25 protein-coding genes and 1 pseudogene are annotated in these 26869 nt (G+C 74.0%); 19 read left to right on the top strand and 7 right to left on the bottom strand.

Going from position 1 to position 26869, the window contains the following annotated elements; all coding sequences use genetic code 11:
• Positions 1-34 precede the first annotated feature (34 nt).
• Both OHB09_RS06175 and mycP read left to right on the top strand, forming a co-directional pair.
• Entirely contained in the window at positions 35-862 is an 828-nt protein-coding gene (locus OHB09_RS06175; protein ID WP_040896020.1) for a hypothetical protein, read from the top strand.
• Positions 859-2064: a type VII secretion-associated serine protease mycosin gene (gene mycP / locus OHB09_RS06170; RefSeq protein WP_328921697.1), complete on the top strand. Its 1206-nt coding sequence runs from the start codon at positions 859-861 to the stop codon at positions 2062-2064. Before OHB09_RS06175 ends, mycP begins: the two co-directional genes overlap by 4 nt.
• 18 nt (positions 2065-2082) lie before the next feature.
• Here the strand turns inward: mycP and OHB09_RS06165 are convergent, their stop codons facing one another.
• Positions 2083-2925: a serine hydrolase gene (locus OHB09_RS06165; protein WP_319350903.1), complete on the bottom strand. Its 843-nt coding sequence runs from the start codon at positions 2923-2925 to the stop codon at positions 2083-2085.
• Positions 2926-2992: 67 nt separating this feature from the next.
• On the opposite strand from OHB09_RS06165, the gene OHB09_RS06160 reads away from it, so the two are divergent.
• Complete coding sequence (locus tag OHB09_RS06160; protein WP_328921696.1) at positions 2993-3781, top strand: SseB family protein; 789 nt, start codon at positions 2993-2995, stop codon at positions 3779-3781.
• A 27-nt stretch (positions 3782-3808) separates the two neighbouring features.
• Here OHB09_RS06160 and OHB09_RS06155 read toward each other — a convergent pair whose 3' ends face one another.
• Positions 3809-4207 (bottom strand): DUF1844 domain-containing protein, encoded by a 399-nt coding sequence (locus OHB09_RS06155; RefSeq protein ID WP_040896019.1) that lies wholly within the window; start codon positions 4205-4207, stop codon positions 3809-3811.
• A gap of 408 nt (positions 4208-4615) precedes the next feature.
• On the opposite strand from OHB09_RS06155, the pseudogene infC reads away from it, so the two are divergent.
• From infC to OHB09_RS06110, 9 genes and pseudogenes are all read left to right on the top strand, one after another.
• Positions 4616-5315: pseudogene (gene infC, locus OHB09_RS06150) on the top strand (translation initiation factor IF-3).
• A gap of 110 nt (positions 5316-5425) precedes the next feature.
• Entirely contained in the window at positions 5426-5620 is a 195-nt protein-coding gene (gene rpmI / locus OHB09_RS06145) for a 50S ribosomal protein L35 (protein WP_003947156.1), read from the top strand.
• A 99-nt stretch (positions 5621-5719) separates the two neighbouring features.
• Positions 5720-6103, top strand: a complete 384-nt coding sequence (rplT, locus tag OHB09_RS06140) for a 50S ribosomal protein L20 (RefSeq protein ID WP_006141703.1) — start codon at positions 5720-5722, stop codon at positions 6101-6103.
• A gap of 151 nt (positions 6104-6254) precedes the next feature.
• Positions 6255-7106 (top strand): TrmH family RNA methyltransferase, encoded by an 852-nt coding sequence (locus OHB09_RS06135; RefSeq protein WP_006141702.1) that lies wholly within the window; start codon positions 6255-6257, stop codon positions 7104-7106.
• 48 nt (positions 7107-7154) lie between these two features.
• Positions 7155-8300 (top strand): sensor histidine kinase, encoded by a 1146-nt coding sequence (locus OHB09_RS06130; RefSeq protein ID WP_093592536.1) that lies wholly within the window; start codon positions 7155-7157, stop codon positions 8298-8300.
• Between the two features lie 147 nt (positions 8301-8447).
• Positions 8448-9566, top strand: a complete 1119-nt coding sequence (pheS, locus tag OHB09_RS06125) for a phenylalanine--tRNA ligase subunit alpha (RefSeq protein ID WP_006141700.1) — start codon at positions 8448-8450, stop codon at positions 9564-9566.
• The gene (gene pheT / locus OHB09_RS06120; protein ID WP_328919134.1) at positions 9566-12070 is read left to right on the top strand and encodes a phenylalanine--tRNA ligase subunit beta; all 2505 of its coding nucleotides are present in this window, start codon (positions 9566-9568) and stop codon (positions 12068-12070) included. The genes pheS and pheT overlap by 1 nt, the downstream gene beginning before the upstream one ends.
• Before the next feature lie 285 nt (positions 12071-12355).
• A complete protein-coding gene (locus tag OHB09_RS06115) occupies positions 12356-13705 on the top strand; it encodes a hypothetical protein (protein WP_006141698.1) in 1350 nt (449 codons plus the stop codon).
• Positions 13706-13769: 64 nt separating this feature from the next.
• Positions 13770-14315, top strand: coding sequence for an NUDIX hydrolase (locus tag OHB09_RS06110; protein ID WP_006141697.1), 546 nt, complete (start codon positions 13770-13772; stop codon positions 14313-14315).
• Between the two features lie 82 nt (positions 14316-14397).
• On the opposite strand, the gene OHB09_RS06105 is transcribed toward OHB09_RS06110, so the two are convergent.
• Positions 14398-15258, bottom strand: a complete 861-nt coding sequence (locus OHB09_RS06105; protein WP_006141696.1) for a 3-hydroxybutyryl-CoA dehydrogenase — start codon at positions 15256-15258, stop codon at positions 14398-14400.
• 196 nt (positions 15259-15454) lie between these two features.
• On the opposite strand from OHB09_RS06105, the gene OHB09_RS06100 reads away from it, so the two are divergent.
• Positions 15455-16708 carry a glycoside hydrolase family 10 protein gene (locus tag OHB09_RS06100; protein WP_319350900.1) on the top strand — a complete coding sequence of 418 codons (1254 nt, stop codon included), beginning with the start codon at positions 15455-15457 and terminating at the stop codon, positions 16706-16708.
• Between the two features lie 68 nt (positions 16709-16776).
• Here the strand turns inward: OHB09_RS06100 and OHB09_RS06095 are convergent, their stop codons facing one another.
• A complete protein-coding gene (locus OHB09_RS06095) occupies positions 16777-17139 on the bottom strand; it encodes a nuclear transport factor 2 family protein (RefSeq protein ID WP_006141694.1) in 363 nt (120 codons plus the stop codon).
• 157 nt (positions 17140-17296) lie between these two features.
• On the opposite strand from OHB09_RS06095, the gene OHB09_RS06090 reads away from it, so the two are divergent.
• Positions 17297-18073 carry a helix-turn-helix domain-containing protein gene (locus tag OHB09_RS06090; protein ID WP_319350899.1) on the top strand — a complete coding sequence of 259 codons (777 nt, stop codon included), beginning with the start codon at positions 17297-17299 and terminating at the stop codon, positions 18071-18073.
• Positions 18074-18119: 46 nt separating this feature from the next.
• Here OHB09_RS06090 and OHB09_RS06085 read toward each other — a convergent pair whose 3' ends face one another.
• Complete coding sequence (locus OHB09_RS06085) at positions 18120-19085, bottom strand: DMT family transporter (RefSeq protein WP_319350898.1); 966 nt, start codon at positions 19083-19085, stop codon at positions 18120-18122.
• On the opposite strand from OHB09_RS06085, the gene OHB09_RS06080 reads away from it, so the two are divergent.
• A complete protein-coding gene (locus OHB09_RS06080) occupies positions 19084-20535 on the top strand; it encodes an aminotransferase-like domain-containing protein (protein ID WP_319350897.1) in 1452 nt (483 codons plus the stop codon). The two genes, OHB09_RS06085 and OHB09_RS06080, sit on opposite strands and share 2 nt — an antisense overlap.
• A 73-nt stretch (positions 20536-20608) precedes the next feature.
• Entirely contained in the window at positions 20609-21202 is a 594-nt protein-coding gene (locus OHB09_RS06075; protein WP_006141690.1) for a histidine phosphatase family protein, read from the top strand.
• Positions 21203-21227: 25 nt separating this feature from the next.
• Here OHB09_RS06075 and OHB09_RS06070 read toward each other — a convergent pair whose 3' ends face one another.
• Positions 21228-21674: a DUF6314 family protein gene (locus OHB09_RS06070; protein WP_319117088.1), complete on the bottom strand. Its 447-nt coding sequence runs from the start codon at positions 21672-21674 to the stop codon at positions 21228-21230.
• Positions 21675-22000: 326 nt separating this feature from the next.
• On the opposite strand from OHB09_RS06070, the gene OHB09_RS06065 reads away from it, so the two are divergent.
• The 3 genes from OHB09_RS06065 to OHB09_RS06055 are packed head-to-tail and all read left to right on the top strand — an operon-like array spanning position 22001 to position 26159.
• On the top strand, positions 22001-24628 hold the full coding sequence (locus tag OHB09_RS06065) for a YfhO family protein (RefSeq protein ID WP_328921695.1): 2628 nt from the start codon (positions 22001-22003) through the stop codon (positions 24626-24628).
• 23 nt (positions 24629-24651) lie between these two features.
• Positions 24652-25671 (top strand): glycosyltransferase family 2 protein, encoded by a 1020-nt coding sequence (locus tag OHB09_RS06060; RefSeq protein ID WP_191852391.1) that lies wholly within the window; start codon positions 24652-24654, stop codon positions 25669-25671.
• On the top strand, positions 25671-26159 hold the full coding sequence (locus OHB09_RS06055) for a GtrA family protein (RefSeq protein ID WP_328921694.1): 489 nt from the start codon (positions 25671-25673) through the stop codon (positions 26157-26159). Before OHB09_RS06060 ends, OHB09_RS06055 begins: the two co-directional genes overlap by 1 nt.
• Before the next feature lie 81 nt (positions 26160-26240).
• Here the strand turns inward: OHB09_RS06055 and OHB09_RS06050 are convergent, their stop codons facing one another.
• Positions 26241-26762, bottom strand: a complete 522-nt coding sequence (locus OHB09_RS06050) for a TetR/AcrR family transcriptional regulator (RefSeq protein WP_213087970.1) — start codon at positions 26760-26762, stop codon at positions 26241-26243.
• Between the last annotated feature and the right edge of the window lie 107 nt (positions 26763-26869).

Here is a 26869-nt window from a genome sequence, read left to right as displayed (position 1 = left end):
GTCGTCCCCGGCGGCCGCGCCCGCGCGCCCCTACGTGACCCTCGGCCGACCCGAGACCTCCGGGATCCCCGAGGGCCGCCCGCGCCGCCCGCACCCCCTCGGCGAGCGCATACGCACCCGGGCCGCCGCCGCGGCGGCCTGCCTCGTGCTCGGCGCCGGCCTCCTCGGCGGCGCCGTCACCGGCAGCTGGCTCACCGGCGGCGGCGCGGACGAGGACGGCGCCCGCACCGCCTACAGCGCCGCCGGCGACCTCTGGCACAGCCTTCCCGTCGACCGTCTCTTCCCGCCCACCGTCGACGGCGAGGGCGCCGGCCCCGGCGGCTCCGACCGCACCTGGACCCGGATCGCCGTCGCCCCCGACACCGGCTGCCGCGACGCCTTCGACCCGCTGCTGCGCAAGGCCCTCGCCCCCGTCGGCTGCCTCCGGCTGCTCCGCGCCACCTACACCGACGCCACCCGCAGCCATGTCACCACCGTCGGCCTGCTGTTCACCCGCGCCGACGCCACCGCCATGGCCGCGCTGCGGACCCGCGTCGAGGCGCAGGGCCTGGACCGGCGCCCCGACCTCATGCCCCGTCCGTACGCCGCGAAGGACACCGTCGCCGCGGACTTCGGGGACGCCCAGCGCGCCTCCTGGACCCTGTCCGTGCTCACCGACGCCCCCGTCGTCGTCTACGCCGTCTCCGGCTTCGCCGACGGCCGGACGGTCACCGACCCCCAGCCCGCCGCCAAGGCCACCGCCTCCGGCGCCACCAGCGCCCCCGCCCAGGCCGGACTCGGCCACGAGGCCAAGGGTCTCGCCGACCGCGTCGAACGCCGTCTGCGCACGGCGGTCGCCTCCGCCACGGAGAAGCCGTCATGACCCGCCCCAGCGCCTCGCCCCGCCGCCGCGGCCGCGCCGCCGCCCGGGTCCTCGCCCCGCTGTTCGCCGCCACCCTCGTGGTGCTCACCCCCGCCGGCACCGCCCACGCCGACGGCATACGGGCCCAGCAGTGGGCCCTGGACGCCATGCACACCGACGAGGCCTGGGCGACCACCAAGGGCAAGGGCGTGACCGTCGCCGTCCTCGACACCGGCGTCGACGACCAGCACCCCGACCTGGCCGGCAATGTGCTGCCGGGCAAGGACATGATCGGCTTCGGGGCCTCGCGCGGCGACCGCCCCTGGGCCCGGCACGGCACCGCCATGGCCGGCATCATCGCCGGTCACGGGCATGGCGCGGGCGAGGCCGACGGTGTCCTCGGCATCGCCCCCGAGGCGAAGATCCTCCCCGTCCGGGTCATCCTGGAGGAGGGCGATCCCTCCCGGGCCAAGGCCCGCGACACCCGGGGCAACGCCCTGGCCGAGGGCATCCGCTGGGCCGCCGACCACGGCGCCGACGTCATCAACCTCTCCCTCGGCGACGACTCCGACGCAGCCCACCCCGAGGCCGCCGAGGACGAGGCCGTGCAGTACGCGCTCGAACGGGGCGCGGTCGTCGTCGCCTCCGCCGGCAACGGCGGCGAGAAGGGCGACCACATCTCCTACCCGGCCGCCTACCCGGGCGTGATCGCGGCGACCGCCGTCGACCGCTACGGCACCCGTGCCGCCTTCTCCACCCGCCACTGGTACGCCACCGTCGCGGCCCCCGGCGTCGACGTCGTCATCGCCGACCCCGACCGCCAGTACTACGAGGGCTGGGGCACCAGCGCCGCCTCCGCGTTCGTCTCCGGCGCGGCCGCCCTGATCAAGGCCGTCCACCCGGACCTCACCCCGGCCCAGGTCAAGCGACTCCTGGAGGACTCCGCCCGCAACGCCCCCGGCGGGGGCCGCGACGACGCCCGCGGCTTCGGCTTCGTCGACCCCGCGGCGGCGCTCCGGGAGGCGGCCCGGCTGGAGCCCCGGCAGCTCCACGCGGGCGCCTATCCCGAGAAGTACTTCGGCCCCGGCCCCGGGGACCCGGACGGGGACGGCGACTCCCTCGGCTGGGCGGGCCCCCTCGCGGGCGGCCTGGGCGCGGTCCTGCTGGTCGCGGCCGTGGTCCTCTGGCGCACCCGGCACCCAGCGGGCCCCCGGCTGCCGTAACCGGCCGCCCTCCGGGCGCTACCCGGCCCCGGTCCCCTCTCCGCCCCCGGCGAGCAGCCCGGCCGCGGCCCGGGCCGCCGCCTCCACCACCGCGATCCCCTCCGCGAGCGTGGCGTGCCCGTCCGACAGCACGGCCATCAGACAGCGGTGCCCCTCGGCGGTCGTGATCCGCCCGACGCTGTGGACGACCCACAGCCCCGTGGCGCTCCGCGGCAGCCACCCGTTCTTCAGGGCGCACGCCGGTGCGGGTCCTCGGCCGAGCCCGGCCGCCGCGGACACCCCCCAGCGCTGATCCGCCACCACGTTCCCCATCAGCTCCCGGACGTACGCCCGCGAGTCCGCGTCGAGGAGCGGGGCACCGCAGGGGCCGCCCTCCCCGTACACCTGCCGCAGCAGGCGCAGCCGATCGGCGGCGGTGGTCCGTGTCAGGCCCCACAGCGGCCCCTCCCCGCCCCGCGTGGCCCGCAGCCCGAACCGCGCGTTCGCCGCGTCGAGGCCCTCCGCCCGGCCGATCGCCTCCCACAGCGCGGAGGCGGAGTCGTTGTCGCTGCGCTCGATCATCGCGGCGGCGTACGCCCGCTCCCGCGCGGTCGGCGGGCGGCCCGCGTCCCGCGCCCGCAGGAGCAGCGCCGCGAGGATGTCGACCTTGACGACGCTCGCCGTGACGAACTCCCCCTCGCCGTAGGCCGCGTGGGCGCCCGAGTCCCGGTCGAGGACGGCCACCGAGACCCGCACCCGGTCCGGGACCGCCCCCATCGCCTCGGTGAGCACCCCGCCACGCTCGTCGGCCGCATTCCCCACGGACCCCACCCACGCCTCCCCGCTCCCGAACCCGCCGACCCCGAACCCTGGCACCCTCACCGGCCCGCCCTCCACGCGGACGGGCCCGTACGAGCCGGCCCGGGTGCCCCCTATAGGGTCGGTGACCGTGGCGAACAAGAACATCCCCGACCCCGGCTTCTCCGACGACGACGGCTCCGCCGATCCCGCGCTGAGCGCCGCGCTCGCCGCCTGGGCCGAGGACCGTTCCGCGCACGCGCCCGTCCTGGAGGCGCTCAAGGGCGCCCGTCTGCTCGTCCCCATCGTCGCCGTGCTCGGTGAGGTCGAGGAGGTCGAGGAGGACGATGAAGGGGGCCGCGAGGCGTCGAGCGAGGGCGGTGGGGGGAGACGGGTGGGCGGGCTGCGCCGCGAGAAGACCAGTGACATGGCCGTGCCCACGCTGAAGGCCGGCGGGCGTACCGCGCTGCCCGCGTTCACCTCCACCGCCGCGCTGGCCCGCTGGGACCCCGCCGCGCGCCCCGTCGCCGTCCCGTTGCACCAGGCGCTGCAGGCCGCGGCGCACGAGAAGGCGGACACGCTCGTGCTCGACCTGTCGGGACCGGTGCCGTACGAGCTGACCGGCCCGGCGCTGCGTGCGCTCGCCGAGGGGCGGACGACGGTCGATCCACTGGCCGATCCCGCCGTGCGCGAGGCCGTGCGCACCGCCGTCGCCGCCGAGCCGGCGGTCCTCGGCGCCTATCTGGGCCCGGGCCGGGCGGACGGCACGCTCGCGCTCGTCCTGGACCCTCAGGGGGACCCGGCGCAGGCCGCCCGCGCGGTGGCCGGCCGCCTCGCCGCCGACGAGACCCTGCGGGCCCGGCTGGTGCGGGGACTGGACCTGGCACTCCTCCCGGCGGGGAGCAACCCGCCGGGCGAGGCGCTGTACATCAGGGGTTAGCGGCCGCTCTCGGAGCGGCGACCGGGCTCAGCCGAAGACCGGGCCCGTGTACTTCTCGCCCGGGCCCTGGCCCGGCTCGTCCGGTACGAGCGAGGCCTCGCGGAACGCGAGCTGGAGCGACTTCAGGCCGTCCCGCAGCGGGGCGGCGTGGAAGGAGCTGATCTCGGTCGCGCCCGCGTCCAGCAGGCCGGCCAGGGCGGTCACCAGCTTGCGGGCCTCGTCGAGGTCCTTGTACTTGTCGCCCTCCTCGGTCAGCCCGAGCTTCACGGCGGCGGCACTCATCAGGTTGACCGCGACGGTCACGATGACCTCGACGGCCGGGACCTCGGCGATGTCGCGGGTCATCTCGTCGAAGCCGGGCGTGCCGGGGGCCTCGGGGCCCTGCGAGGCGGTCTCGGGGCGGTCCGAGGGGGAGGTGTCACTCATGCAGGACACGATAGGGCCCGCCGCCCGCCGGCCCGACACCGGAGGCGGCGGTACCCGCCCCCGGCCCGCGGGTACGGTGGGGCGGGCACGGGATTGGCGCGCGCCTCCGCGGGCTGTTAACCTTGAGTGACGACCGGCCGAACACGTACGTGTCCGGCCCACAAGTGGAGGCTCCGATCTCCCACCTGACCGTCCTGAGGGACGGCGGGTCACCGGTCAGACGATCGTCACCGATCCGTACGTCCTCGTACGGTCGGCGCAGTCGTCCGAAAGCGCGCCCCGCGGTCGACCGCGGCGGTGCTCCGGCCCTTCGGAGTCCCGCCTGTGTCCCGTCGGGGCATTTTTGATGCGCCGCGACGGTTGGTCCCTATGTCACCCAGACAAACCACGGCTGTCCGCCAGACCGCCGTGTGGTGCTAACCGAGGAGGATCCATCAGCGCCGAGCCCCGCATCAACGACCGGATTCGCGTTCCCGAGGTGCGACTTGTCGGTCCCAGCGGCGAGCAGGTCGGGATTGTCCCGCTTGCCAAGGCCCTGGAGCTTGCGCAGGAGTACGACCTGGACCTGGTCGAGGTCGCGGCGACCGCCCGTCCGCCCGTGTGCAAGCTCATGGACTACGGGAAGTTCAAGTACGAGTCGGCCATGAAGGCCCGTGAGGCGCGCAAGAACCAGGCGCACACGGTCATCAAGGAGATGAAGCTCCGGCCGAAGATCGACCCGCACGACTACGACACCAAGAAGGGTCACGTCGTCCGGTTCCTCAAGCAGGGCGACAAGGTCAAGATCACGATCATGTTCCGTGGTCGCGAGCAGTCCCGGCCCGAGCTGGGCTACCGGCTGCTGCAGCGGCTCGCGGAGGACGTCCAGGACCTCGGTTTCGTCGAGTCGAACCCGAAGCAGGACGGCCGGAACATGATCATGGTTCTCGGTCCGCACAAGAAGAAGACCGAGGCGATGGCCGAGGCCCGCCAGGCGCAGGAAGCCCGCAAGGCGGAGGCGAAGGCCCACCCGGGCCGCTCGCAGAACGCCGCGGACGCCGAGGACACCGACAGCGCCACCGGCGCCGAAGGTGCCGAGGTGCCGGCCGAGGCTTCGGCCGAGGCGTGATCCCGGGGGCGCGAGCCCTCAGGACGTAACCGATACAAGAGCGACGTTCCACCGTGCCCGGTTCCCCGAACCGGGCACCGGAACGCCACCGACGAGGAGAGAACGGCGCTATGCCGAAGAACAAGTCGCACAGCGGTGCCAGCAAGCGGTTCAAGATCACCGGCTCCGGCAAGGTGCTCCGCGAGCGCGCCGGCAAGCGCCACCTGCTCGAGCACAAGTCGTCCCGTCTGACGCGTCGCCTCACCGGCAACGCCGAGATGGCCCCGGGCGACGCCAAGAAGATCAAGAAGCTTCTCGGCAAGTGACGTACGGGCGCCACCGAGCGCCGTACGTCAGGACCGGGACCCAGTCGTTTCCGGGCCGCGTGAGGACAAACCGCGGCCCCGCTACAAGGAGTTAATCAAGTGGCACGCGTCAAGCGGGCAGTCAACGCCCACAAGAAGCGCCGGGCGATCCTCGAGCAGGCCTCCGGCTACCGCGGTCAGCGTTCGCGCCTGTACCGCAAGGCCAAGGAGCAGGTCACCCACTCGCTGGTCTACAACTACAACGACCGCAAGAAGCGCAAGGGCGACTTCCGTCAGCTGTGGATCCAGCGCATCAACGCCGCTGCCCGCGCCAACGGCATCACCTACAACCGCTTCATCCAGGGTCTGAAGGCCGCGAACGTCGAGGTCGACCGCAAGATCCTGGCCGAGCTGGCGGTCAACGACGCGAACGCGTTCGCGGCGCTGGTCGAGGTCGCGCAGAAGGCGCTGCCGTCGGACGTCAACGCGCCGAAGGCCGCGTGACGCCGTACCGACGCTGAGCCGTCGTGAAGTCGGACCCGCAGGCCCCCACCGGCCTGCGGGTCCGACTGCGTCAGGGGCACCTCCGGAGGTACGCCGCCGGGGGCCCGCCGCACCCGTCCCACCGTCCGCCGCACCCGTCCGAAGGTCACCCATGCTCATCTCTCCCCGTTCCCCCCGCGTCTCTGCCGCCAGGCGGCTGGCCCGGCGGAATTTCCGGGGCAAGGAGCGGCTGTTCCTCGCCGAGGGGCCGCAGGCCGTGCGGGAGGCCGTCGGACACCGCGGAGCGGACGGGGACGGGGCGACGCTCGTCGAGCTCTTCACGACGGCCGAGGCCGCCGAGCGCTACGCGGACATCGTCACGGCGGCCCGGTCCGCGGGCGCCCGCGTCCACCTCGCCGAGGAGGAGGTGATCGCGGACATCTCCACCACCGTCACCCCGCAGGGCCTGGTCGGCGTCTGCCGGTTCCTGGACACGCCGTTCGAGGAGATCCTCGCCGCCCGGCCCCGCCTCGTCGCCGTCCTCGCCCACGTCCGCGACCCCGGCAACGCCGGCACCGTGCTGCGCTGCGCCGACGCCGCCGGCGCGGACGCCGTCGTCCTCACCGACGCCTCCGTCGACCTGTACAACCCCAAGGCGGTGCGCGCCTCCGTCGGCTCGCTCTTCCACCTCCCGGTGGCCGTCGGCGTCACCGTGGAGCGGGCCGTGGGCGGGCTCCGGGACGCCGGGGTGCGCGTCCTCGCCGCCGACGGGGCCGGGGCCGACGACCTCGACGACGAGCTCGACCGGGGCACGATGGGCACCCCCACCGCCTGGGTGTTCGGCAACGAGGCCTGGGGACTGCCCGAGGAGACCCGCGCCCTCGCCGACGCCGTCGTCCGCGTCCCGATCCACGGAAGGGCCGAGAGCCTGAACCTGGCGACCGCCGCGGCCGTATGTCTCTACGCGTCCGCGCGGGCACAGCGTGCCGCCGGAGGGTGCCGGTCCGTCACCGGCGGCCAGTAGGGTGACCAGGGTTCGGGGCCCACGCCGGAAGAGAGGTGGGGTGCGGGGATGAGTGTCGGCACGAGCAGGGAACCGGGGACCGGGGCCGGACACCCTCGGGACAGCGAGGCCGGTGATCCCGACGCGGACCCGGCCGGGCCCGGCCTCGTCCTCGACGACCTCCCCGACGGCCTCGTCGTCGCCGACGCGCACGGCCTCGTCGTCCGCTTCAACGCCGCCGCCGCGCGCATCACCGCCCGCCCTGCCGCCGACGTCCTCGGCCGTCCCCTCGCCGAGGCGCTGCCGCTGGAGGACCTCGAGGGCCGCCGCTGGTGGCAGCTCACCGACCCCTACGGCGGCCTCGCCATCCGCACCCGCCAGCCCGAGCGGAACCTGCTGCTGCCCGGCGGCCGCGAGGTCCTCGTCTCCGCCCGCTACGTACGCGTGCGCCCCGGCGGCCCGGTCCGCCGCGTCGTCGTCTGCCTGCGCGACACCGAGGCCCGCCGCCGCACCGAGCGCAGCCACGCCGAGCTGATCGCCACCGTCGCCCACGAGCTGCGCTCCCCGCTGACCAGCGTCAAGGGGTTCACCGCGACCCTGCTCGCCAAGTGGGAGAGGTTCACCGACGACCAGAAGCGGCTGATGCTGGAGACCGTCGACGCCGACGCCGACCGGGTCACCCGGCTCATCGCCGAACTCCTCGACATCTCCCGCATAGACTCCGGGCGCCTGGAGGTCCGCCGCCAGCCCGTGGACATCGGTGCCGCCGTCGGCCGGCACATCCAGGCCTACGTCGCCGCCGGTCAGCCCGCCGACCGGTTCCTGCTCCGCATCGAGCACCCGCTGCCCGCTCTGTGGGCCGACCCCGACAAGATCGACCAGGTGCTCAGCAACCTGCTGGAAAATGCCGTGCGCCACGGGGAGGGAACCGTCACCATCGAGATCACGCCCTCGGCGTCCCCCCGAGAAGGGGAGGAGGCCGGCACGTCGGTCACGGTGAGCGACGAGGGCCCCGGCATCCCGGAGGAGTCCATGAACCGCGTCTTCACCCGCTTCTGGCGGGGCAGCAAGCGCGGCGGCACGGGCCTCGGGCTGTACATCGTCAAGGGCATCGTCGAAGCCCACGGCGGTGTCATCACGGTCGGCCGCGCCCCCGGCGGCGGCGCCCTGTTCCGATTTACGCTGCCCGTGGCACTCCCGGCCTACCTCGTCTGAGAGCGGCCCCGGACCCACGGGCGCATTCGCACACCTCACCCCCGTTAGACTCGGCCTTTGGCACCTTTGCGTCCCGAAGTCGGTGACGATCCCAGCTCGGATCGGTGACGGGGACCCATCAGCCAGCAACCGGAAGCACGGGAAGAGATGTCGGCACCCAATAAGTCGTACGACCCTGTCGAGGTCGAGGCGTTGAAACCGGAACAGATCGAGCGCATGCGGGACGAGGCGCTCGCCGCCTTCGCCGCCGCGGACTCCCTCGACGCGCTCCACGAGGCCAAGGTCGCCCACACCGGGCCGGCCTCGCCGCTGGCCCTCGCCAACCGCGAGATCGGCGCCCTGCCCCCGCACGCCAAGGCGGACGCCGGCAAGCGCGTCGGCATGGCCCGCGGCGCGGTGAACAAGGCCCTCGCCGGCCGGCAGGCCGAACTGGAGGCCGAGCGGGACGCCCGCGTGCTGGTCGAGGAGGCCGTCGACGTCACGCTGCCCTACGACCGCGTCCCCGCCGGCGCCCGGCACCCGCTGACCACGATGATGGAGCGCGTCGCCGACGTCTTCGTCTCCATGGGCTACGAGATCGCCGAGGGCCCCGAGGCCGAGGCCGAGTGGTTCAACTTCGACGCCCTCAACATCGCGCCGAACCATCCCGCCCGCACCATGCAGGACACCTTCTTCGTCGAGGGCGGCAAGGGCGAGGACAGCGGTGTCGTGCTGCGCACCCACACCTCCCCGGTGCAGGCCCGCAGCATGCTCGACCGCGAACCGCCGGTCTACGTGGTCTGCCCCGGCCGCGTCTACCGCACCGACGAGCTGGACGCCACGCACACCCCGGTCTTCCACCAGATCGAGCTGCTCGCCATCGACGAGGGCCTCACCATGGCCGACCTCAAGGGCACCCTCGACCACATGGTCCAGTCGCTGTTCGGCGCGGAGATGAAGACCCGGCTGCGCCCGAACTACTTCCCCTTCACCGAGCCGAGTGCCGAGATGGACATGCTCTGCTACGTGTGCAAGGGCGCCTCCGTCGGCAACCCCGACCGGCCCTGCCGCACCTGCTCCTCCGAGGGATGGATCGAGCTCGGCGGCTGCGGCATGGTCAACCCCCGGGTGCTCACCGCCTGCGGCGTCGACCCGGAGAAGTACAGCGGCTTCGCCTTCGGGTTCGGCATCGAGCGGATGCTGATGTTCCGCCACAACGTCGAAGACATGCGAGACATGGTCGAGGGTGACGTCCGGTTCACCCGGCCGTTCGGGATGGAGATCTGATGCGGGTCCCGCTTTCCTGGCTGCGGGAGTACGTCGACCTGCCGGCCACCGAGACCGGCCGCGACGTACAGGCCAAGCTCATCTCGGCCGGCCTCGAGGTCGAGACCGTCGAGCAGCACGGCGACGGCCTCAAGGGCCCGCTGGTCGTCGGTCAGGTGCTGACCGTCGAGGAGCTGGAGGGCTTCAAGAAGCCGATCCGCTTCTGCACCGTCGACGTCGGGCAGGCCAACGGCACCGGCGAGCCGCAGGAGATCGTCTGCGGCGCCCGCAACTTCTCCGTCGGCGACAAGGTCGTCGTGGTGCTGCCCGGAGCCGAGTTGCCCGGCGGCTTCGCGATCTCCGCGCGCAAGACCTACGGCAAGGTCTCGCACGGCATGATCTGCTCCAGCGACGAGCTGGGCATGGGTGAGGACGGCACGCACGGCATCATCGTGCTGCCGCCCGAGCACGAGGTGGGCACCGACGCCATCGAGCTGCTCCAGCTCGTCGACGAGGTCCTCGACATCGCCGTCACCCCCGACCGCGGCTACTGCCTCTCGATGCGCGGCGTCGCCCGCGAGACCGCCATCGCCTACGGCCTCCCGCTGCGCGACCCGGCGCTGCTCGACGTGCCCGCGCCCAACGCCTTCGGCCACCCGGTCAAGGTCGCCGACCCCTTCGGCTGCGACCGCTTCACGGCCCGCACGGTGACCGGCCTCGACCCCGAGGCGCGCTCCCCGATCTGGCTGACCCGCCGGCTGCAGAAGGCGGGCATGCGCCCGATCTCCCTCGCCGTCGACGTCACCAACTACGTGATGCTGGAGCTCGGTCAGCCGCTGCACGCCTACGACCGCTCCCGCGTCCAGGGCGCCATCGGCGTACGCCGGGCCGAGCAGGGCGAGCGGCTCACCACCCTCGACGGCGTCACCCGCGAGCTGTCCACCGACGACCTGGTCATCACCGACGACCGCGGTCCCATCGGCCTGGCCGGCGTCATGGGCGGCGCCAACAGCGAGATCGACGACACCGAGGGCACCACCACCGAGGTCGTCGTCGAGGCCGCCCACTTCGACTCCGTGTCCGTGGCGCGCACCGCCCGCCGGCACAAACTGTCCTCGGAGGCCTCCCGGCGCTTCGAGCGCGGCGTCGACCCGGAGGCCGCCTCCGCCGCCGCCCAGCGCACCGTCGACCTGCTGGTGCTGCTCGCCGGCGGCACCGCCGAGGCCGGCGTCACCGAGATCATCGCGCCCTCCGCGCCGCACACGATCACCGTCCCGGCCGACCACCCGGACAAGGTGGCGGGCGTGACCTACGGCCGCGAGACCGTCGTCCGGCGGCTGCAGCAGATCGGCTGCGACGTCTATGGGCAGGACGAACTGCTCGTCACCGTGCCGTCCTGGCGGCCCGACCTCACCGACCCCAACGACCTGGCGGAGGAGGTCATCCGCCTGGAGGGATACGAGAACCTGCCCTCCACGCTGCCCCGGCCGCTGCCCGGCCACGGGCTGACCGAGCGGCAGCGGCTGCACCGCAGGGTCGGCCGGGCGCTGGCCGGCGCCGGCTACGTCGAGGCGCTCACCTACCCGTTCCTCGGCGAGGCCGCCCTCGACCAGCTCGGCCTGGACGCGGGCGACCCGCGCCGGACGCTGGTGACCCTGGTCAACCCGCTCTCCGACGAGGAGCCCGCCCTCCGTACGACGCTGCTGCCGGGCCTGCTCGGCGCGCTGCGCCGCAACGACGGGCGCGGCAGCCACGACCTCGCGCTGTTCGAGACCGGCCTGGTCTTCCGGCCCACGGGCGAGGAGCGGATCCCCGAGCGGCTGCCCGTGGACCGCAGGCCCTCGAAGGCCGACCTGGCCGCGCTCGACGCCGCGCTGCCGCGCCAGCCGCGCCACGCCGCCGTCGTGCTGGCCGGCGCCCGTGAGCAGGCCGGCTGGTGGGGCAAGGGCCGTCCCTCCGACTGGGCGGACGCGATCCAGGCGGCCCGGACCGTCGCCGGCGAGTACGGCGTGGAACTGACGGTGCGCGCCGAGCAGCACGCCCCCTGGCACCCCGGTCGGTGTGCGGCGCTCTACGCGCTGGTCGACGGCACCGAGACGCTCGTCGGTCACGCCGGTGAGCTGCACCCGAGGGTCGTCAAGGCGATGCACCTTCCGGAGCGGTCCTGTGCCGCGGAGGTCGAGCTCGACGTGCTGGAGCGGGCCGGGCAGGGCATGCTCGCCGCGCCGCGCATCGCCACGTTCCCCGTCGCCACGCAGGACGTCGCCCTCGTCGTCGACCGGGCCGTGCCCGCCGCCGACGTCGAGGCCGCGCTGCGCGAGGGTGCCGGCGAACTCCTGGAGTCCGTCCGGCTGTTCGACGTGTACGAGAACGCGGAGCAGCTGGGCGAGGGGCGCAAGTCCCTCGCGTACGCGCTGCGCTTCCGCGCGGAGGACCGCACGCTGACGGTGGACGAGGCGTCCGCCGCGCGCGACGCGGCGGTCGCCCTGGCGGGCAGCCGCACGGGCGCGGTACTGCGGGGCTGAGGCCCCGCGCCCCTCAGCGGCGCGCAGGCCCCCGGCGTATCGGTGGGAACCGATACGCCGGGGCGGGCCGCCGTCGGGTACGAGGGGGAGCCGGCGGCCCGGCCGCCTCTTGCGAGGCACCCCAGTCAACCCACCGGCCACGCCCCGCGACAGCGGGCGCACGCCCCGGATGCGCGCACTCCGTTCGCACCCCGTGTGAACCGGCGCGTCCTACCCTGTGCGCACGGCGCATCGCGCACCGCGAGGGACGCGCACCGCGCACGGCGAGGGACCGGGGGGCCCGGCATGCAGCCCAACACTCTGCTCGACGCGATCCTCGACGAGGCGGGCGTCTCGCACGCCGGCCTCGCCGCGCACGTCAACCAGGCGGGCCGCGCCCGCGGCCTGGCACCGCGCTACGACCACACCGCCGTCGCCCGGTGGCTGAAGGGGCAGCGCCCGCGCGGCCAGGTGCCCGACCTGATCTGCGAGGTGCTCGCCGCCCGGCTGCACCGCCCGGTGACGCTGGACGACATCGGGCTCGGCCTTCCCGGCGACCGGGCCGCCCCGTACGCGGGCGGCCACTCCAGCCTCTCCGGCTTCGTGGAGCGGGCCACCGCCCTGTGGCGCTCCGACGAGCAGCAGCGCCCGCACGTCCTCGGCGCCCCCGCCGTCACCGGTACGCCCGCCGTGATGCCGGTGTGGGAATGGGAGAACCCGCCCGAGGACACCGACGTCTCGCGCGGCGGCCGGCACCGTGTCAGCCCCGCCGACATCGAACTGCTGCGCAGCGCGCGGGGCCACTACGAGCAGATGTACCGCAAGGCGGGCGGTGTCGCGACCCGCGCCCGCATCGTCGGCTTCCTCAACGCCGAGGCGGCCCCGCTGCTGCGCGGCGGCTACACCGACGCCACCGGCAGGCAGCTGCACCGTGCCACCGGCGGTCTGGTGGCGGTCGCCGGGATCTGCGCCTACGACTCCGACGCCCACGGACTTGCCCAGCGCTACTTCCACCAGGCGCTGCGCCTGGCGAAGGCAAGCGGCGACCGGGGGCTCGGCGCGTACGTGATCGCGCTGCTCGTCAACCAGTCGCTGTTCCTGCGGGAGTACCGGCAGGCCCTCGCCTTCGCCGAGGCCGCGCTGCGCACGGCGGGCAAGCGAATCACCCCCGCGCTCGCCTCGGACCTGTACGCGATGCAGGCCAAGGCGTACGCGCACCTCGGCGACGGCAGTGGCGCGCTGTCCCGCATCCGGCGGGCCGAGTCCGCAGCCGAGCGCATCCGGCGCGGCCGGGAACCGGAGGAGACGGGATACGTCCAGCCCGGTCTGGTCAACGTCCAGGTGGCGGAGGCGCTGCTCAGTCTCGGCGACCTGACGGCGGCCGAGCGGCACGCGGCCGCCGCGGTCGGCACCCCGGCGCACGACCGCGGCCGGGTACACCGGCTGGCCATGCTGAGCCACATCGAGCTGCGCCGGGGCGATGCCGACAAGGCGGCCGCGACGGCCGTGGAGATGACGGAGGCCGCGCGCGGCATGGAGTCCCAGCGGCTGCGCGACCGGCTCCGCGCGGTCCGCGAGCACCTGGTCCGCAGCGGCTGCGCGGGCACGGCGGAGGCCGCAGCCCTCATCGACGGCGCCCTGCGCGTGCCGCTGTAGGTCCCTCCCGGTGGAAGGACCGCTGGGATATTGCCACCTCGTCGAAACGAAAGGTGGCAGAACCGTGCAGTGGACGAAAGAGAACGAACAGAGGGTGTACGAGAACCGCTGGTTCCGCGTCAATCTGGCGGACGTCGTCCTGCCGGACGGCCGGCACCTCGACCACTTCCTCATCCGGCTGCGGCCCGTCGCCGCGGCCACCGTGGTCAACGAGGCCAACGAGGTGCTGCTGCTGTGGCGGCACCGCTTCATCACCGACAGCTGGGGCTGGGAACTCGCGGCGGGCGTGGTCGAGGACGGCGAGGACCTCGCGGCGGCCGCCGCCCGGGAACTGGAGGAGGAGACCGGCTGGCGGCCGGGACCGCTGCGGCACCTGATGAGCGCCGAACCGTCCAACGGGCTCACCGACGCACGGCACCACGTCTACTGGACCGACGAGGGCGCCTACACGGGGCACCCCGTGGACGACTTCGAGTCCGAGCGCAGGGAGTGGGTCCCGCTCAAGCTCGTCCCCGACCTGGTCGCCCGCGGGGAGGTCCCGGCCGCCACCATGGCGGCCGCGTTACTGCTCCTGCATCACCTGCGGCTCGGCGGGGACATGCGGCCCTGAGCGCCCGTGCCGCCGCCCGCCCATGAGGCGAACGCCACGGGCCCGGCGCTCCCGAGGGAGTGCCGGGCCCGTGGAACGGGGGTCAGGCGTAGGTGTAGAACCCCGAACCCGTCTTCCGGCCGAGCCGGCCCGCGTCGACCATGCGCTGCAGCAGCGGGGGAGCGGCGTACAGCGGCTCCTTGTACTCCTGGTACATGCTGTCCGCCACCGAGGCGACCGTGTCCAGGCCGATCAGGTCGGACAGCTTCAGCGGGCCCATCGGGTGGGCGCAGCCCATCTCCATGCCGTTGTCGATGTCCTCGCGGCTGGCGATCCCCGACTCGAACATCCGGATCGCGGAGAGCAGGTACGGGATCAGCAGCGCGTTCACCACGAAGCCGGAGCGGTCCTGCGCCCGGATCGCGTGCTTGCCGAGGACCTTCTCGGCGAAGAGCTGGGCCCGGCCGAGCGTGCCCTCGGAGGTGGTGAGCGCGGGGATCAGCTCGACCAGCTTCTGCACCGGGGCCGGGTTGAAGAAGTGGATGCCGACCACGTGGTCCGGCCGCGAGGTGGCGACGGCCAGCTTCACCAGCGGGATCGAGGAGGTGTTGGAGGCGAGGATCGCGTCGGGGCGGGTCACCACCTGGTCGAGGACCTGGAAGATCTCCGTCTTGACCAGCTCGTTCTCGACGACGGCCTCGATCACCAGGTCGCGGTCGGCGAACTCGCCCAGATCGGTGGTGAAGCTCAGCCGCGCCTGCGTCGCCGCCAGCTCCTCCTCGCTGATCTTGCCGCGTTCGGCCGCCTTGCTCAGCGAGTTGAACAGCCGGGTACGGCCGATCTCGAGAGCCTCGCCGGTGGTCTCGGCGACCTTGACCTCCAGGCCGGCCCGCGCGCACACCTCCGCGATGCCCGCGCCCATCTGGCCGCAGCCCACCACTCCGACGCGTTCGATGTCGGTCACATCGTCCCCTTCGTTCTGCTTCGGTCCACTTCGTGCCCTCGCGGTGCGCGAGCCCCCCGGTGCGGCGTCCGTGGTCCGGCGCCTGCTCCGATCGTGCACGTTACCCTCAAGTACCGATGATCGATCGCCCGGGTCGGGCATGCTGGTGCGCCGGACGACCCGCGCCGGGCGGGCCGGCGGAGTGTGGGGGTGTGCGATGGGACGGTTGTCACGGCGGACGTTCGCGATGGCCGCGCTGACGTCACTGGTGGTCGCGGGCGACGCGGCGGCGGTCGACCGGGACGCCGAGGGCCGCCGCCGGCGCGGCGGAAGCAACCGGATGCGTGGCATGTGGCTGGCGACCGTCTCCAACCGTGACTGGCCCACCCGGCCCGGACTGACCGCGGCCCAGCAGCGGGCCGAACTCCGCGCCCACCTCGACGTCGCCGTCGAACGCAAGCTCAACGCCGTCTTCTTCCAGGTCCGGCCCACCGCCGACGCGCTGTGGCCCTCGCCGTACGAGCCCTGGTCGGAGTACCTGAGCGGCACGCAGGGGCAGGACCCCGGCTGGGACCCGCTGGGCACGGCCGTCGAGGAGGCCCACGCCCGCGGACTCGAACTGCACGCCTGGTTCAACCCCTACCGCGTCGCCAACCACACCGACCCCAGCCGGCTGGTGGCGAGCCACCCCGCCCGCCGCCACCCCGACTGGGTGGTGCCCTACGGCGGCAAGCTCTACTACAACCCCGGGCTGCCGGAGGTCCGGTCCTTCGTGCGGGACGCCATGCTCGACGCGGTGCGCCGCTACCGCGTGGACGGCGTCCACTTCGACGACTACTTCTACCCGTACCCGGTGGCCGGCCAGACCTTCGACGACGACGCGGCGTTCGCGGCGCACGGTGAGGGCTTCCCCGACCGGGCCGCCTGGCGCCGCGACAACATCGACAAGCTGATCCTCGAGACCGCCGCCGGCATCCGCGCGGCGCGGCCCGCCGCGCGCTTCGGGGTCAGCCCCTTCGGCGTCTGGCGCAACGCCGCCACGGACGCGCGCGGTTCGGACACCCGGGCGGGCGTGCAGACCTACGACGACCTGTACGCGGACACGCGGAAATGGGTGCGGGAGGGATGGATCGACTACCTCTGCCCGCAGGTCTACTGGAACATCGGCTTCCCGGCGGCGGACTACGCGGAACTGGTGCCGTGGTGGTCGGCGGTGGCGAAGGGTACGGGCGTCGAACTCTACGTGGGGGAGGCGCTGTACAAGGCGGGCGACCCGGCGCAGCCCGAGGCCTGGCAGGACACGGCGGAACTCTCCCGCCACCTCACCTTCGCGGCGGAGTACCCCGAGGTGACGGGGCACGTCTTCTTCTCGGCCAAGGAGGTGGGCGCCGACCCGATCGGTGCCATGACGAAGGTGGTCGAGGACCACTACGCGCGGCGGACGCGCCCGGGGCGGCGGCCGCTGCACTGAGGAGCCGCACGGTGCCGGCGGCAGCCCCCTCGGCCGTGGGGGGCTGCCCGGACCGTCTCCTCGGCCGCTCAGGCGCCGGCGGGCACCTTGTCCAGGAAGCCGAGGACCTCACGGATGCGGCCCTCGCCGTCCAGGACCAGGACGTCGAAGCCGACCACCGTCGGCTCCTCGCCCGCTGCCCCCAGGCCCCAGCGGAACCGCAGCCGGCCGTGGTGGCCGTCCGGCTCGCCGACCGGCGTGAACACCCAGCCGGGGAACTGCGCCCGCACCCCGTCGATCAGCGCGGTGAGCCCGGCGTGACCGCTGACGTCGGCCAGCGGGTCGGTGTAGGTCACGTCGGGCGCCCAGTGCGCGGCGAGGAGCTTCGCACGCTGCTCGCCCTCGGCGTTCCACGTGGCCAGGTATGCCTCGACGACGCTCTTCGTGTCCATGGTCCGTCCTCCGTCGCTCTGTCGGCCCGTCGTGCCGTCGTGCCGTCGTTTGGTGTTCTTCGCTGCGTTGACGGGACCAGAGTGGACGGGCACCGCGCGCCGGACCATGACCTGCGAGGTCATGGCGAGCACGCCCGGGGGCTCTACGCTGCCTGGCATGACCACGGCCACGGACACCGGCGAAGTGGGCCCGCTGCTGCGCGGCTGGCGCGAACGCCGCCGGTTCAGCCAGCAGGAACTGTCGAACCGCTCCGCGGTCTCCACCCGGCACCTCAGCCGCGTGGAGACCGGCCGGGCGCGTCCGACCCCGGAGATGATCCTGCACCTGGCGGACCACCTCGACGTGCCCCTGCGCGAGCGGAACCGGCTCCTGCTGGCGGGCGGATACGCGCCGCGGTATCCGGAGCACGGCCTGGACGACACCTCGGTCGCCCTGGTCATGGACGGGCTGCGCGGACTGCTCGACGCGCACCTGCCCTACCCGGCGCTGCTCCTCGGCGACCACTGGGACGTCGTCGACGCCAACGCGGGCCTCGACGCGCTGCTGGCGGGCTGCGCCCCGCACCTGCTCGAACCGCCGGTCAACGTCGTCCGGTTGTGTCTGCACCCCGAGGGCCTGGCGCCGCGGATCGGCAATTTCGCGGAGTGGGCCTCGCACCTGTACCACCAGCTCGTGCACCGGGCCGAGCGCTCCCACGACCCGCGCCACCTCGCGCTCGCCGAGGAGGCCGGGAGGCACCTCGAGGGCACCCACCGGGCCGCGCCGCCCGGCGGCCCGGTCCTCACCCTGGAACTCGCCATGGAGGAGGGCCCGCCCCTGCGCTTCTTCAGCACCTCGGCCCGGCTCACCACCCCCACCGACGCCGCCCTGGAGGGCCTCCACATGGAGACCTTCCTGCCGGCCGACGAGGCGACCCGGCGGCGCTTCGCCTGACCGTCACCGACCGTACGGCGAAGGAGGGAAGAAGGAGGGAAGGCCCTCAGGTCCGCGCCCGCTGCGTGACCGCGATGCACACCAGCACCGCGGCCGCCGTCACCGGCGCCGCCCACGTCAGCCCCTCGCCCAGCAGCAGCACCGCCCACACCAGCGTCAACAGCGGCTGCGCCAACTGCAGTTGACTCGCCCGGGGAATGCCCACGGCCGCCATCCCCCGGTACCAGACCACCAGCCCCAGGAACTGCGAACCCACCGCCAGCCAGGCCAGGCCCGCCAGTCCGTGCCACCCCGACGTCACCGGCTCCTGGGCCAGCGCCACCCAGGCCCCCGGCAGGGACACCGGCAGGCACAGCACCAGCGCCCAGCCGATCACCTGCCAGCCCGGCATGACCCGCGCCAGCCGCCCGCCCTCGGTGTAGCCGGCCGCGCACACCACCAGCGCCCCGAAGAGATAGACGTCCGCCCCGCTCAGCGCGCCCCCGCTCTGCCCCACGGTGAACGCGATCACGGCCGCCGCCCCGGCACACGCGGCGAGCCAGAAGGACCGGGACGGCCGTGAGCCCACCCGCAGGGCCGAGAACAGCGCCGTCGTGAGCGGCAGGAGGCCGACCACCACGGCCGCGTGCGCGGTCGTCGAGGTGCGCAGTGCCAGCGTGGTCAGCAGCGGGAACCCGACCACGACGCCGCCCGCCACCACCGCGAGCCCGCCCCAGTGCCTGCGCGGCGGCACCGGTATCCGCAGGGCAAGCAGGCATCCGCCCGCGAGCACCGCCGCCAGCACACTGCGCACCGCCACGAGCGACCAGGGGCCGAAGCCCTCGAGACCCCAGACGGTGGCGGGAAACGTGAGGGAGAAGGCGAGGACCCCGGATGCGGCCTGCACCACGCCCCCGAGCGGACGATGCCGTGCCGACCGCCCCGCGCCCCCCTCCGGGGCGCCCGGGCCACTCCGCGACCCCTGTCCGACCGCTACCGTGCTCTCGTCGATAGCGCTACCCTCAGCTCTCATGCACGAGCGTAACAGCGTGGCAGAGCTGGCGAAAACCCTCCGCGAGGAACTGAAGTGCTACTCGGTAGGAGAGAAACTGCCGTCCAGCAGAGCCCTCGTGGAGCGGTTCCGGGCCGGCCCGGTGACCGTCTCCCGCGCGCTGGCACAGCTCGCCGCCGAGGGCCTGGTGGTCACCCGCCCCGGCTCCGGCGCCTTCCGCGCGGACCCGCGCACCGCCCCGGCCCCCACCGGGGACACCGCCTGGCAGGAGGTGGCGCTCAGCGCCGACCCGACGACCGAGCACGTGCCCCGCACCGTGGACGCCTCCGGCGTGCTCGTCTCCCTCGCCGCCCCGCCCGCCGGGGTGATCGAGTTCAACGGAGGCTATCCGCACCCCTCGCTCCAGCCGGAGCGGGCGATGGGCGCCGCCCTGGCCCGGGCCGGCCGCCGCCCGGGAGCCTGGGGCCGTCCGCCCATGGAAGGGCTGCCGGAGCTGCGCGAATGGTTCGCGCGCGGCATCGGCGGCGCCGTCACCGCCGCCGACGTGCTGGTCACCGCGGGCGGCCAGTCCGCGCTCACCACCGCCCTGCGCGCGCTCGCCCCGCCCGGCGCCCCCGTCCTCGTGGAGTCACCCACCTACCCCGGGATGCTGGCCATCGCCCGCGCCGCCGGACTGCGCCCGGTGCCCGTGCCGGTCGACGCCGAGGGCATCAAGCCCGCCCTGCTCGCCGACGCCTTCCGGGCGAGCGGCGCCCGCGTCCTCGTCTGCCAGCCGCTGTTCCAGAACCCGACCGGCGCCGTCCTGGCCCCCGGGCGCCGGGCCGAGGTGCTGCGGATCGCGCGCGCCGCGGGGGCGTTCGTCGTCGAGGACGACTTCGTGCGGCGGCTGGTGCACGAGGACGCGGGCCCGCTGCCGCCGCCGCTCGCCGCCGAGGACCCGGACGGGGTGGTGGTGCACGTCGGTTCGCTCACCAAGGTGACCTCGCCCAGCTTCCGGGTCAGCGCGCTCGCCGCCCGGGGCCCGGTGTTCGAGCGGCTTCGGGCCATCCAGGTCGTCGACACCTTCTTCGTGCCGCGCCCGCTGCAGGAGGCCGCGCTGGAACTCCTCACGGCACCCGCCTGGCCGCGCCACCTGCGGGCCCTTTCCGCCGCACTGCGTACCCGCCGGGAGACGATGACCGCCGCGCTGCACCGCGAGCTGCCCGCGCTCGCCCTGCCCCACGTGCCGTCCGGCGGCTACCACCTCTGGGCCCGGCTGCCCGAGGGCACCGACGAGTCCGTGCTGGTCGCCGCCGCCCTGCGGGCCGGTGTCGCGCTCACCCCGGGCCGCCCCTACTTCAGCGCCGAACCCCCGGCCGCCCACCTGCGGCTGAGCTTCGCGGCGGTCGCGAGCACCGCCGAGATCACCGAGGGAGTGCGGCGGCTGCGGGCGGCCTGGGAGGACGTCTTCTCGACGTCCGTTTTCGGGTGAGGAGGCGCATACCCTCGGTAACTGGCGCGTAACGGCCCTTGACCTGCGTACTTGCGCGGCCCACCATCACCGCATGCACGTTCGGGTCACGTTCGTCGCCGCGGCACGCAACGCCTCGCTGCTCGCCGAGCGTTTCGAGGACGACCGACCGCTCGACCAGGCGGCCTGGGACCAAGTGCTGCACGTGGCCCAGCAGTTGCTGCCACTGGCGGCATCAGAACTGCGCTACTGCTCGCCGACCCCGCGCAGCCGCGCCACCGGCGACGCCCTCGGCTACTCCCCGCTGGTGCAACTCGCCCTGCGCGACTGCGACATGGGGCGCTGGCGCGGATTCACCCTCGGCGAGGCGATGGCCCGGGAGCCGCAGGCGGTGGACGCCTGGCTCGCCGACCCGCGCGCCGCGCCGCACGGCGGCGAGTCCCTGCTGTCCTTCATCTCCCGGGTCGGCGGCTGGCTGGACACCCGGCCCGCCGAGGAGGGCTGCCGCATCGTGGCCGTCGCCGAGCCCTCGGTCATCCGCGCGGTCCTCGTCTACGCACTGAAGGCGCCCCCCGCGACCTACTGGAACCTCGACGTCCACCCCCTGTCGACGACCACCCTGACCGGCCGCGCCGGCTACTGGAACCTCCGCTTCGACGGCGTCGCACCCCTGCCCACCAGGGCGTGAGCGCGCACCCGCCCGGAATCCGGTCTCAGCCGACCCTCACGTAGTCGGTGGTCAGCACCAGGTCCTTCGCCGGGCCGCCCACCCGCCACACCGTCCGCCAGTGGTCCCGGTCCCGCACGGTGAACTCGCCCCGGTAGAAATCGGCCGCGCAGGGGTGGTCGGCGACGTACCGCCCGGTGCTCAGGTCCAGTGCGTGGAAGGGGCGCCCGTCCGCGAACCGCACGTCCGCCGTGCCCGCCCCGCCGCTGCCCGGCAGATAACGCAGGGTGCGGGTGGCCGGCCGTGCCACGCCCTGCCAGACGAACGTCCCGGCCTCCTCGTGCAGCAGTCCACCCCCGTCCAGCGGGCCGAACCCGGTGGCCCCGGTGAAGCGGCCCTCCTCGCCGCCGGACAGGTCCCGCACCGACCGCTCCACCCGCCAGTTCCCGGCCAGAAACGCCAGTACGTCCGGTACCGGCCAGAACTCGTCCATCCCGTCCGTCCCTCCCGCCCCTTCATGCGCCCCGGCGCCGCACGCCCGCTCGGCGTGGCCTCGCACCCACCCCATTGTGAGTGGCCGAGGTGGTGGCCGGTCCCCGGGGTGGCGGACCGTCCCGGCTTCCGACCGCATGGCGCATTAACCCTCCCGTCGTATGCCCGACGCATTGTGTTTTCCCTTTCGAGGAATTCCGTTCGGAAAACTCGACCCATATTCCGCATCCCCGCGAGTCCGCCGCGAAAATTCCACTGCCGGGTACAACCATGCGGAAAGACGGGCCGTCTGAATGGGCGAATCAACAAAGGGAGAGTCCGTCGAAAATGATCGGGTCGACACCGCCGCGCGAGCGGAGGGCAGCCGCGCTGCTCGCCGCGTTACTCACCGCCACCGGGTTCTGCGGCGGTGACGTCCTCGCCCGCGGCTTCCCCTTCGGCCCCCGCACCCGCGACGTCAACGACCTGGGCAACCAGTACGTGCCCTTCCACGCGCACCTGTGGGACCTGCTGCACGGCAGGGCCGACGGCGGACTGCTCGTCAACTGGCAGTCCGGGTACGGCTCCAGCTTTCTGCCCGACCTCGGCACCTACCTCAGCAGCCCCTTCGCCCCGCTGGTGGCGCTGTTCCCGCGCGACGAGATCGACCTCGCGGTCTACGTGATCACCCTCCTCAAGGCCGCGTGCGCCGGAGCCGCCATGGCCTGGCTGCTGCCCCGCCTGCGCCCCGGCCCGTGGTGGGCGGCCGGGCTCCTGGGCTCCTCGTACGCCCTGTGCGGTTGGACCCTGTCCTACGCCTCGTACAACCCGATGTGGCTCGACGGCCTCCTCGCCCTGCCCCTGCTGTGCCTGGTCGGCGAGTGGGCGCGGGAGGGGCGGCACCGGGTGGCGGGCGTCCTGATCGTGGCGCTCGCCTGGGCCGCCAACTTCTACACCGCCTACATGGCCACCCTGGGCGCCGCCCTCGTCCTCCTGCTGCGGCTGTGGACCGACGGATCGCCCCGCCGGCCGGCGCTCGCGACGGTGGGCCGGGCCGCGCTCACCACCGTCCTCGGGGTGGGCCTGGCCGCACCGCTCGTCGTCACCGTCTACGCCGGCACGCGCCACGCCCACCCCGGCCGGGCAGGCGACTTCACCCCGGTGGCCACCGAGAACCTGCTGGCCCGCCTGCTGCCGACGACGTACTCCTACGCGAGCCCGGGCCTCTACGTCGGCGTCACCGCGCTGGTGCTCGCCCTCGCCCTCCCCTTCCACCGGGCGGTACCCGTGCGGGAGCGGGCAGGCTGGACGGTGCTCGTCCTCGCCGTCGTCCTCTCCCTGCAGTGGACGCCCACCCATCTGGCCTGGCACGCCTTCAGCGCCCCCAACGGCAGCCCGTACCGGCAGGCGTTCGTGGTGTGCGCGGTCCTGGTGTGCGCCGCCTGGCACACGCTCGCCCACGGGCTGCCCGACCGGCGCGCGCTCGGCGCCGGGGGCCTGCTGCTCGCCGTGCTCGCCGCCTGGGCGTACCGCAGCCGTCTCGAGCACCCCTCGTACGCCCTGCCGGTGCTGCTCCTCGCCGCCGCGGGCTCGCTCACCGGCCTCGCCCTGCTCGCCCGGCACGCCGGGGGACGGGACGCCGGCCGCGCGGACGGGACCGCCACGGCCGGTGCCGGATCCGCCACGACCGGCCCCGGTCCCGGCCGGGGCCGCACCGCGCTCGCCGGTCTCGCCGTGGTCCTGCTGCTGGGCACCCAGCTCGGCGAGGCGGCGGCGACCGACGCCGTGGCCGACCGGCTGCGGCTCGGTCACATGGACGACTACGCGCCCTGGGGCGCGCGCCAGGAGGAGCAGGCCGCGGCCGTCGCACGGGCCGAGGACTGGCCCCGCCGGCGGACCGACCCGGGCCGGGAGCAGACCGTGTCCAACGACCCGCTGATGGTGGGCGGCCAGGGCGCGCAGTACTACAGCAGCCTCACCTCCGAGGTGCTCAGCCGCACCCTCACCGCGCTCGGTGGCGGCTCGACCTCGCGCGGCCGCAGCGTACAGAGCCTCGACAACCCGGTCACCGACGCCGTCTTCTCCGTCGGCGCCCGGGTGCACTCCCCGCCGGACCCGCACCAGCGCGCCAACCCGCGGGGCGACAGCCCGGTGACCGTCTCCCGGAGGCCGGTGCCGCCCCTGGTCACCGTGCGGCCCGACAGGGGCTCCGCGACCGGGTTCGGGGCCTCGCCCTACCGGAACCAGGAACTGCTGCTCGGCAGCCGCGTCTACACCGTGCCCCGCCTCGCCCTCCGCACCGACGCCCTGGGACCGGTCGCCGTCACGGCGCGGTGCCGGGCGGGCAGCGAGGCGTTCCTGTGGGCCCCGCACTTCTCCGGGGTGGCACGGCTCACGGGGACGGCCACCGCCGTCCCGGTCGCCCGTTACCGTTCCGACGCCCGGGGCAAGGCGATCGCCGCCATGCAGCCCCTCGGCACCGTCCCGGACTCCGGCCGGCTGGACATCTCGCTCGCCCCGAACCGCGCCGGCGCCACCGTCCCCGACGGTGCCGTCGGCTGCCTCGACACCGCCCGGCTGCGCACCGCCGTCGACCGGCTCACGGCCACCGGCGCCTTCGAGGTCACCGTCTCCGGCGCCACCGTCCACGCCCGGCTCCCGGCCGGCAGCACCGGGACCGCCGTCCTCGCCGCACCCCGGATCGTCGGCTGGCGCTGCGCCACCGGCGACGGGGCCGAACGGCCCGCCCGCACGTACCACGGACTCGTCGCCGCCCCCCTGGACGGCTCCGCCACCACCCTCACCTGCACCTTCCACCCGCCCGGCCTGCGGCTGGGCTCCGCGATCGGAGGCCTCGCGCTGCTCGCCACGACGGCACTCGCCGTCCTCACCGCCGCCCGCCGCCGACGGACACCGGCCCCCTCGGCCCCGCCGACGGCCGCCCCACCCCGCGAGCGCGTGACCGACGCTCGCTGACCGTGTCACGGGAGAACCGCACCATGCTGATCTCGATCGTCGCCCCCTGCCACAACGAGGAAGACGTCGTCGCCCACTTCCACGAGGAGGTCGCGAAGGCCGCCGACGCCCTGCTGCCGCTCGGCCACGACACCGAGTTCGTCTACGTCGACGACGGCAGCCGCGACCGCACCCTTCCTCTGCTGAGGTCCCTCGCCGAGCGGGACCGGCGGGTACGGTACGTCTCGTTGAGCCGCAACTTCGGCAAGGAGGCCGCCCTGCTCGCCGGACTGCGCCACGCCTCGGGGGACTGCGTCGTCGTCATGGACGCCGACCTGCAGCACCCGCCGCGGCTGATCCCTCGCATGGTCGAACTGCACGCACAGGGCTACGACCAGGTGATGGCCCGCCGCGACCGCGGTGGCGACCGCCTCACCCGCACCCTCACCGCCCGCCTGTACTATCGGATCGTCAACCGGCTGGTGGACGTCGAACTCGTCGACGGCGTCGGGGACTTCCGGCTGCTGTCCCGGCGCGTGGTGGACGCGGTGCTGTCCATGAGCGAGTACAACCGCTTCTCCAAGGGCCTGTTCGCCTGGGTCGGCTTCCCCGGCACCACGCTCGCCTACCGCAACGAGGCGCGCACCCGGGGCCGCAGCTCCTGGACGTTGAAGTCCCTGCTCAACTACGGCCTCGACGGCCTGCTGTCCTTCAACAACCGGCCCCTGCGCGCCGCCCTCCATCTCGGCCTCGGTCTGCTGCTGTGCGCCGCGCTCTACACCGCGTGGATCGTCGGCGCGGCCCTCGTCCACGGGGTCCGGACCCCCGGTTACGTCACCACGATCACCGCCGTCACCGCGCTGGCGGGGGTGCAGATGGTGATGCTGGGCGTCGTGGGGGAGTACACCGGCCGGATCTACTACGAGGCCAAGCGCCGCCCGCACTTCCTGGTGAAGGCGAGCAACGTCCAGGACGCGGCGGCCGCGCCGGACCCGGCGGCCGCGGAGAGCGGGGCGGACGTGGAGGACGGCCCGAAGACCACACGGAAGAATCTCGTCCCCTGATGCCCACGACCGGCACGACCACCGCCACGACCCCCCCGGCACCGCCGGCCCGCCCCGTGACCCGGCAGATCCTCGTCTTCTCCGCCGTCGGCGTGGTGAACACCGGCACCTACTACGGTTCCTATCTGCTGCTCCTCACCCGGCTGCCCTATTTCGCCGCGCACCTGCTGGGATTTCTCATCAGCATGACCGGGTCCTTTTTCCTCAACGCTCGGTTCACCTACCGCACCCGCCCCACCTGGCGTAAATTCCTGCTCTTTCCGCTGACCAACGCCACGAATTTCACCCTCACCACCGCGGGCCTCTACCTGATCGTCCACGTGACGCACTCGGACGACCGCCTCGCCCCCCTCCTGGCCTCCGGCGCGGCGATTCCGGTCACGTTCCTGGTCTCCCGCATGATCATGCAGCCGAAGCCCGCACGAAACGCCGCCCGCCCCACCCCGGCGCCACCGCCCGCCCACAGCACCACGAGTCAGCCTTCGTAGGCTGAGCGAGTCCGGCGCGCAGACGGCCGGTGGTGCGCCCGTCCGGGACGGGTTCCCGTGCGCCGTCACCGGCGCACGGCATCACGGGCGGTCCGTCGTGCGGCGCAGCCCCTCGGCGAACACCCTGACGACACGCTGGTTGTGTTCCGGCTCCTTCCCGGGAGCGGGCTGGGACAGCTGGGCGACGGCGTGCAGGATGTCCTCGGCGCTGACGTCGTCGCGCACCGTGCCGGCGGCCACCGCCGTGTTCAGCAGCGTCTCCAGGATGGGGCCGAGCCGCTGCCGGAAGTATCCGGGCAGGCCGGCGAAGGCCGGATCGGCGGAGTGGAGTGCCGAGGCCAGCCCGCGTTTGGTCGCCAGCAGCCCTGCGAGCCGGCCGATCCACTCGGTGAGCGCCTCGGCTGGTGCCAGCGCCGCGCTCAGTTCGGGACCGGCGTCGGCGACGGCGTCGATCCCGCTCTCCACGACGGCCTGGATCAGGTCGGCACGGCGCGGGAAGTGCCGGTACAGCGTTCCGACACCGACACCCGCCAGATCGGTGATCTCCTTCGCGGGCGCGTCGACGCCGGAGGTGGCGAAGACGGTTCTCGCGGCCTCGATCAACGCGTCGACGTTGCGGCGCGCGTCCGCTCGCCGCCGCCGCGGCGGGCCCTCCTGGCCCGGGGGCGTCGCTGCAGCTTGTGCCCGGTTCCGGGACACACCCTCACCTC

Origin of the sequence: Streptomyces griseoaurantiacus (assembly GCF_036189845.1) — a bacterium.
In the GTDB taxonomy this organism is placed as follows: Bacteria; Actinomycetota; Actinomycetes; order Streptomycetales; family Streptomycetaceae; genus Streptomyces; species Streptomyces griseoaurantiacus.
Note: the sequence above shows the minus strand (reverse complement) of the source record. Positions and strands in the feature narration are given on the sequence as shown.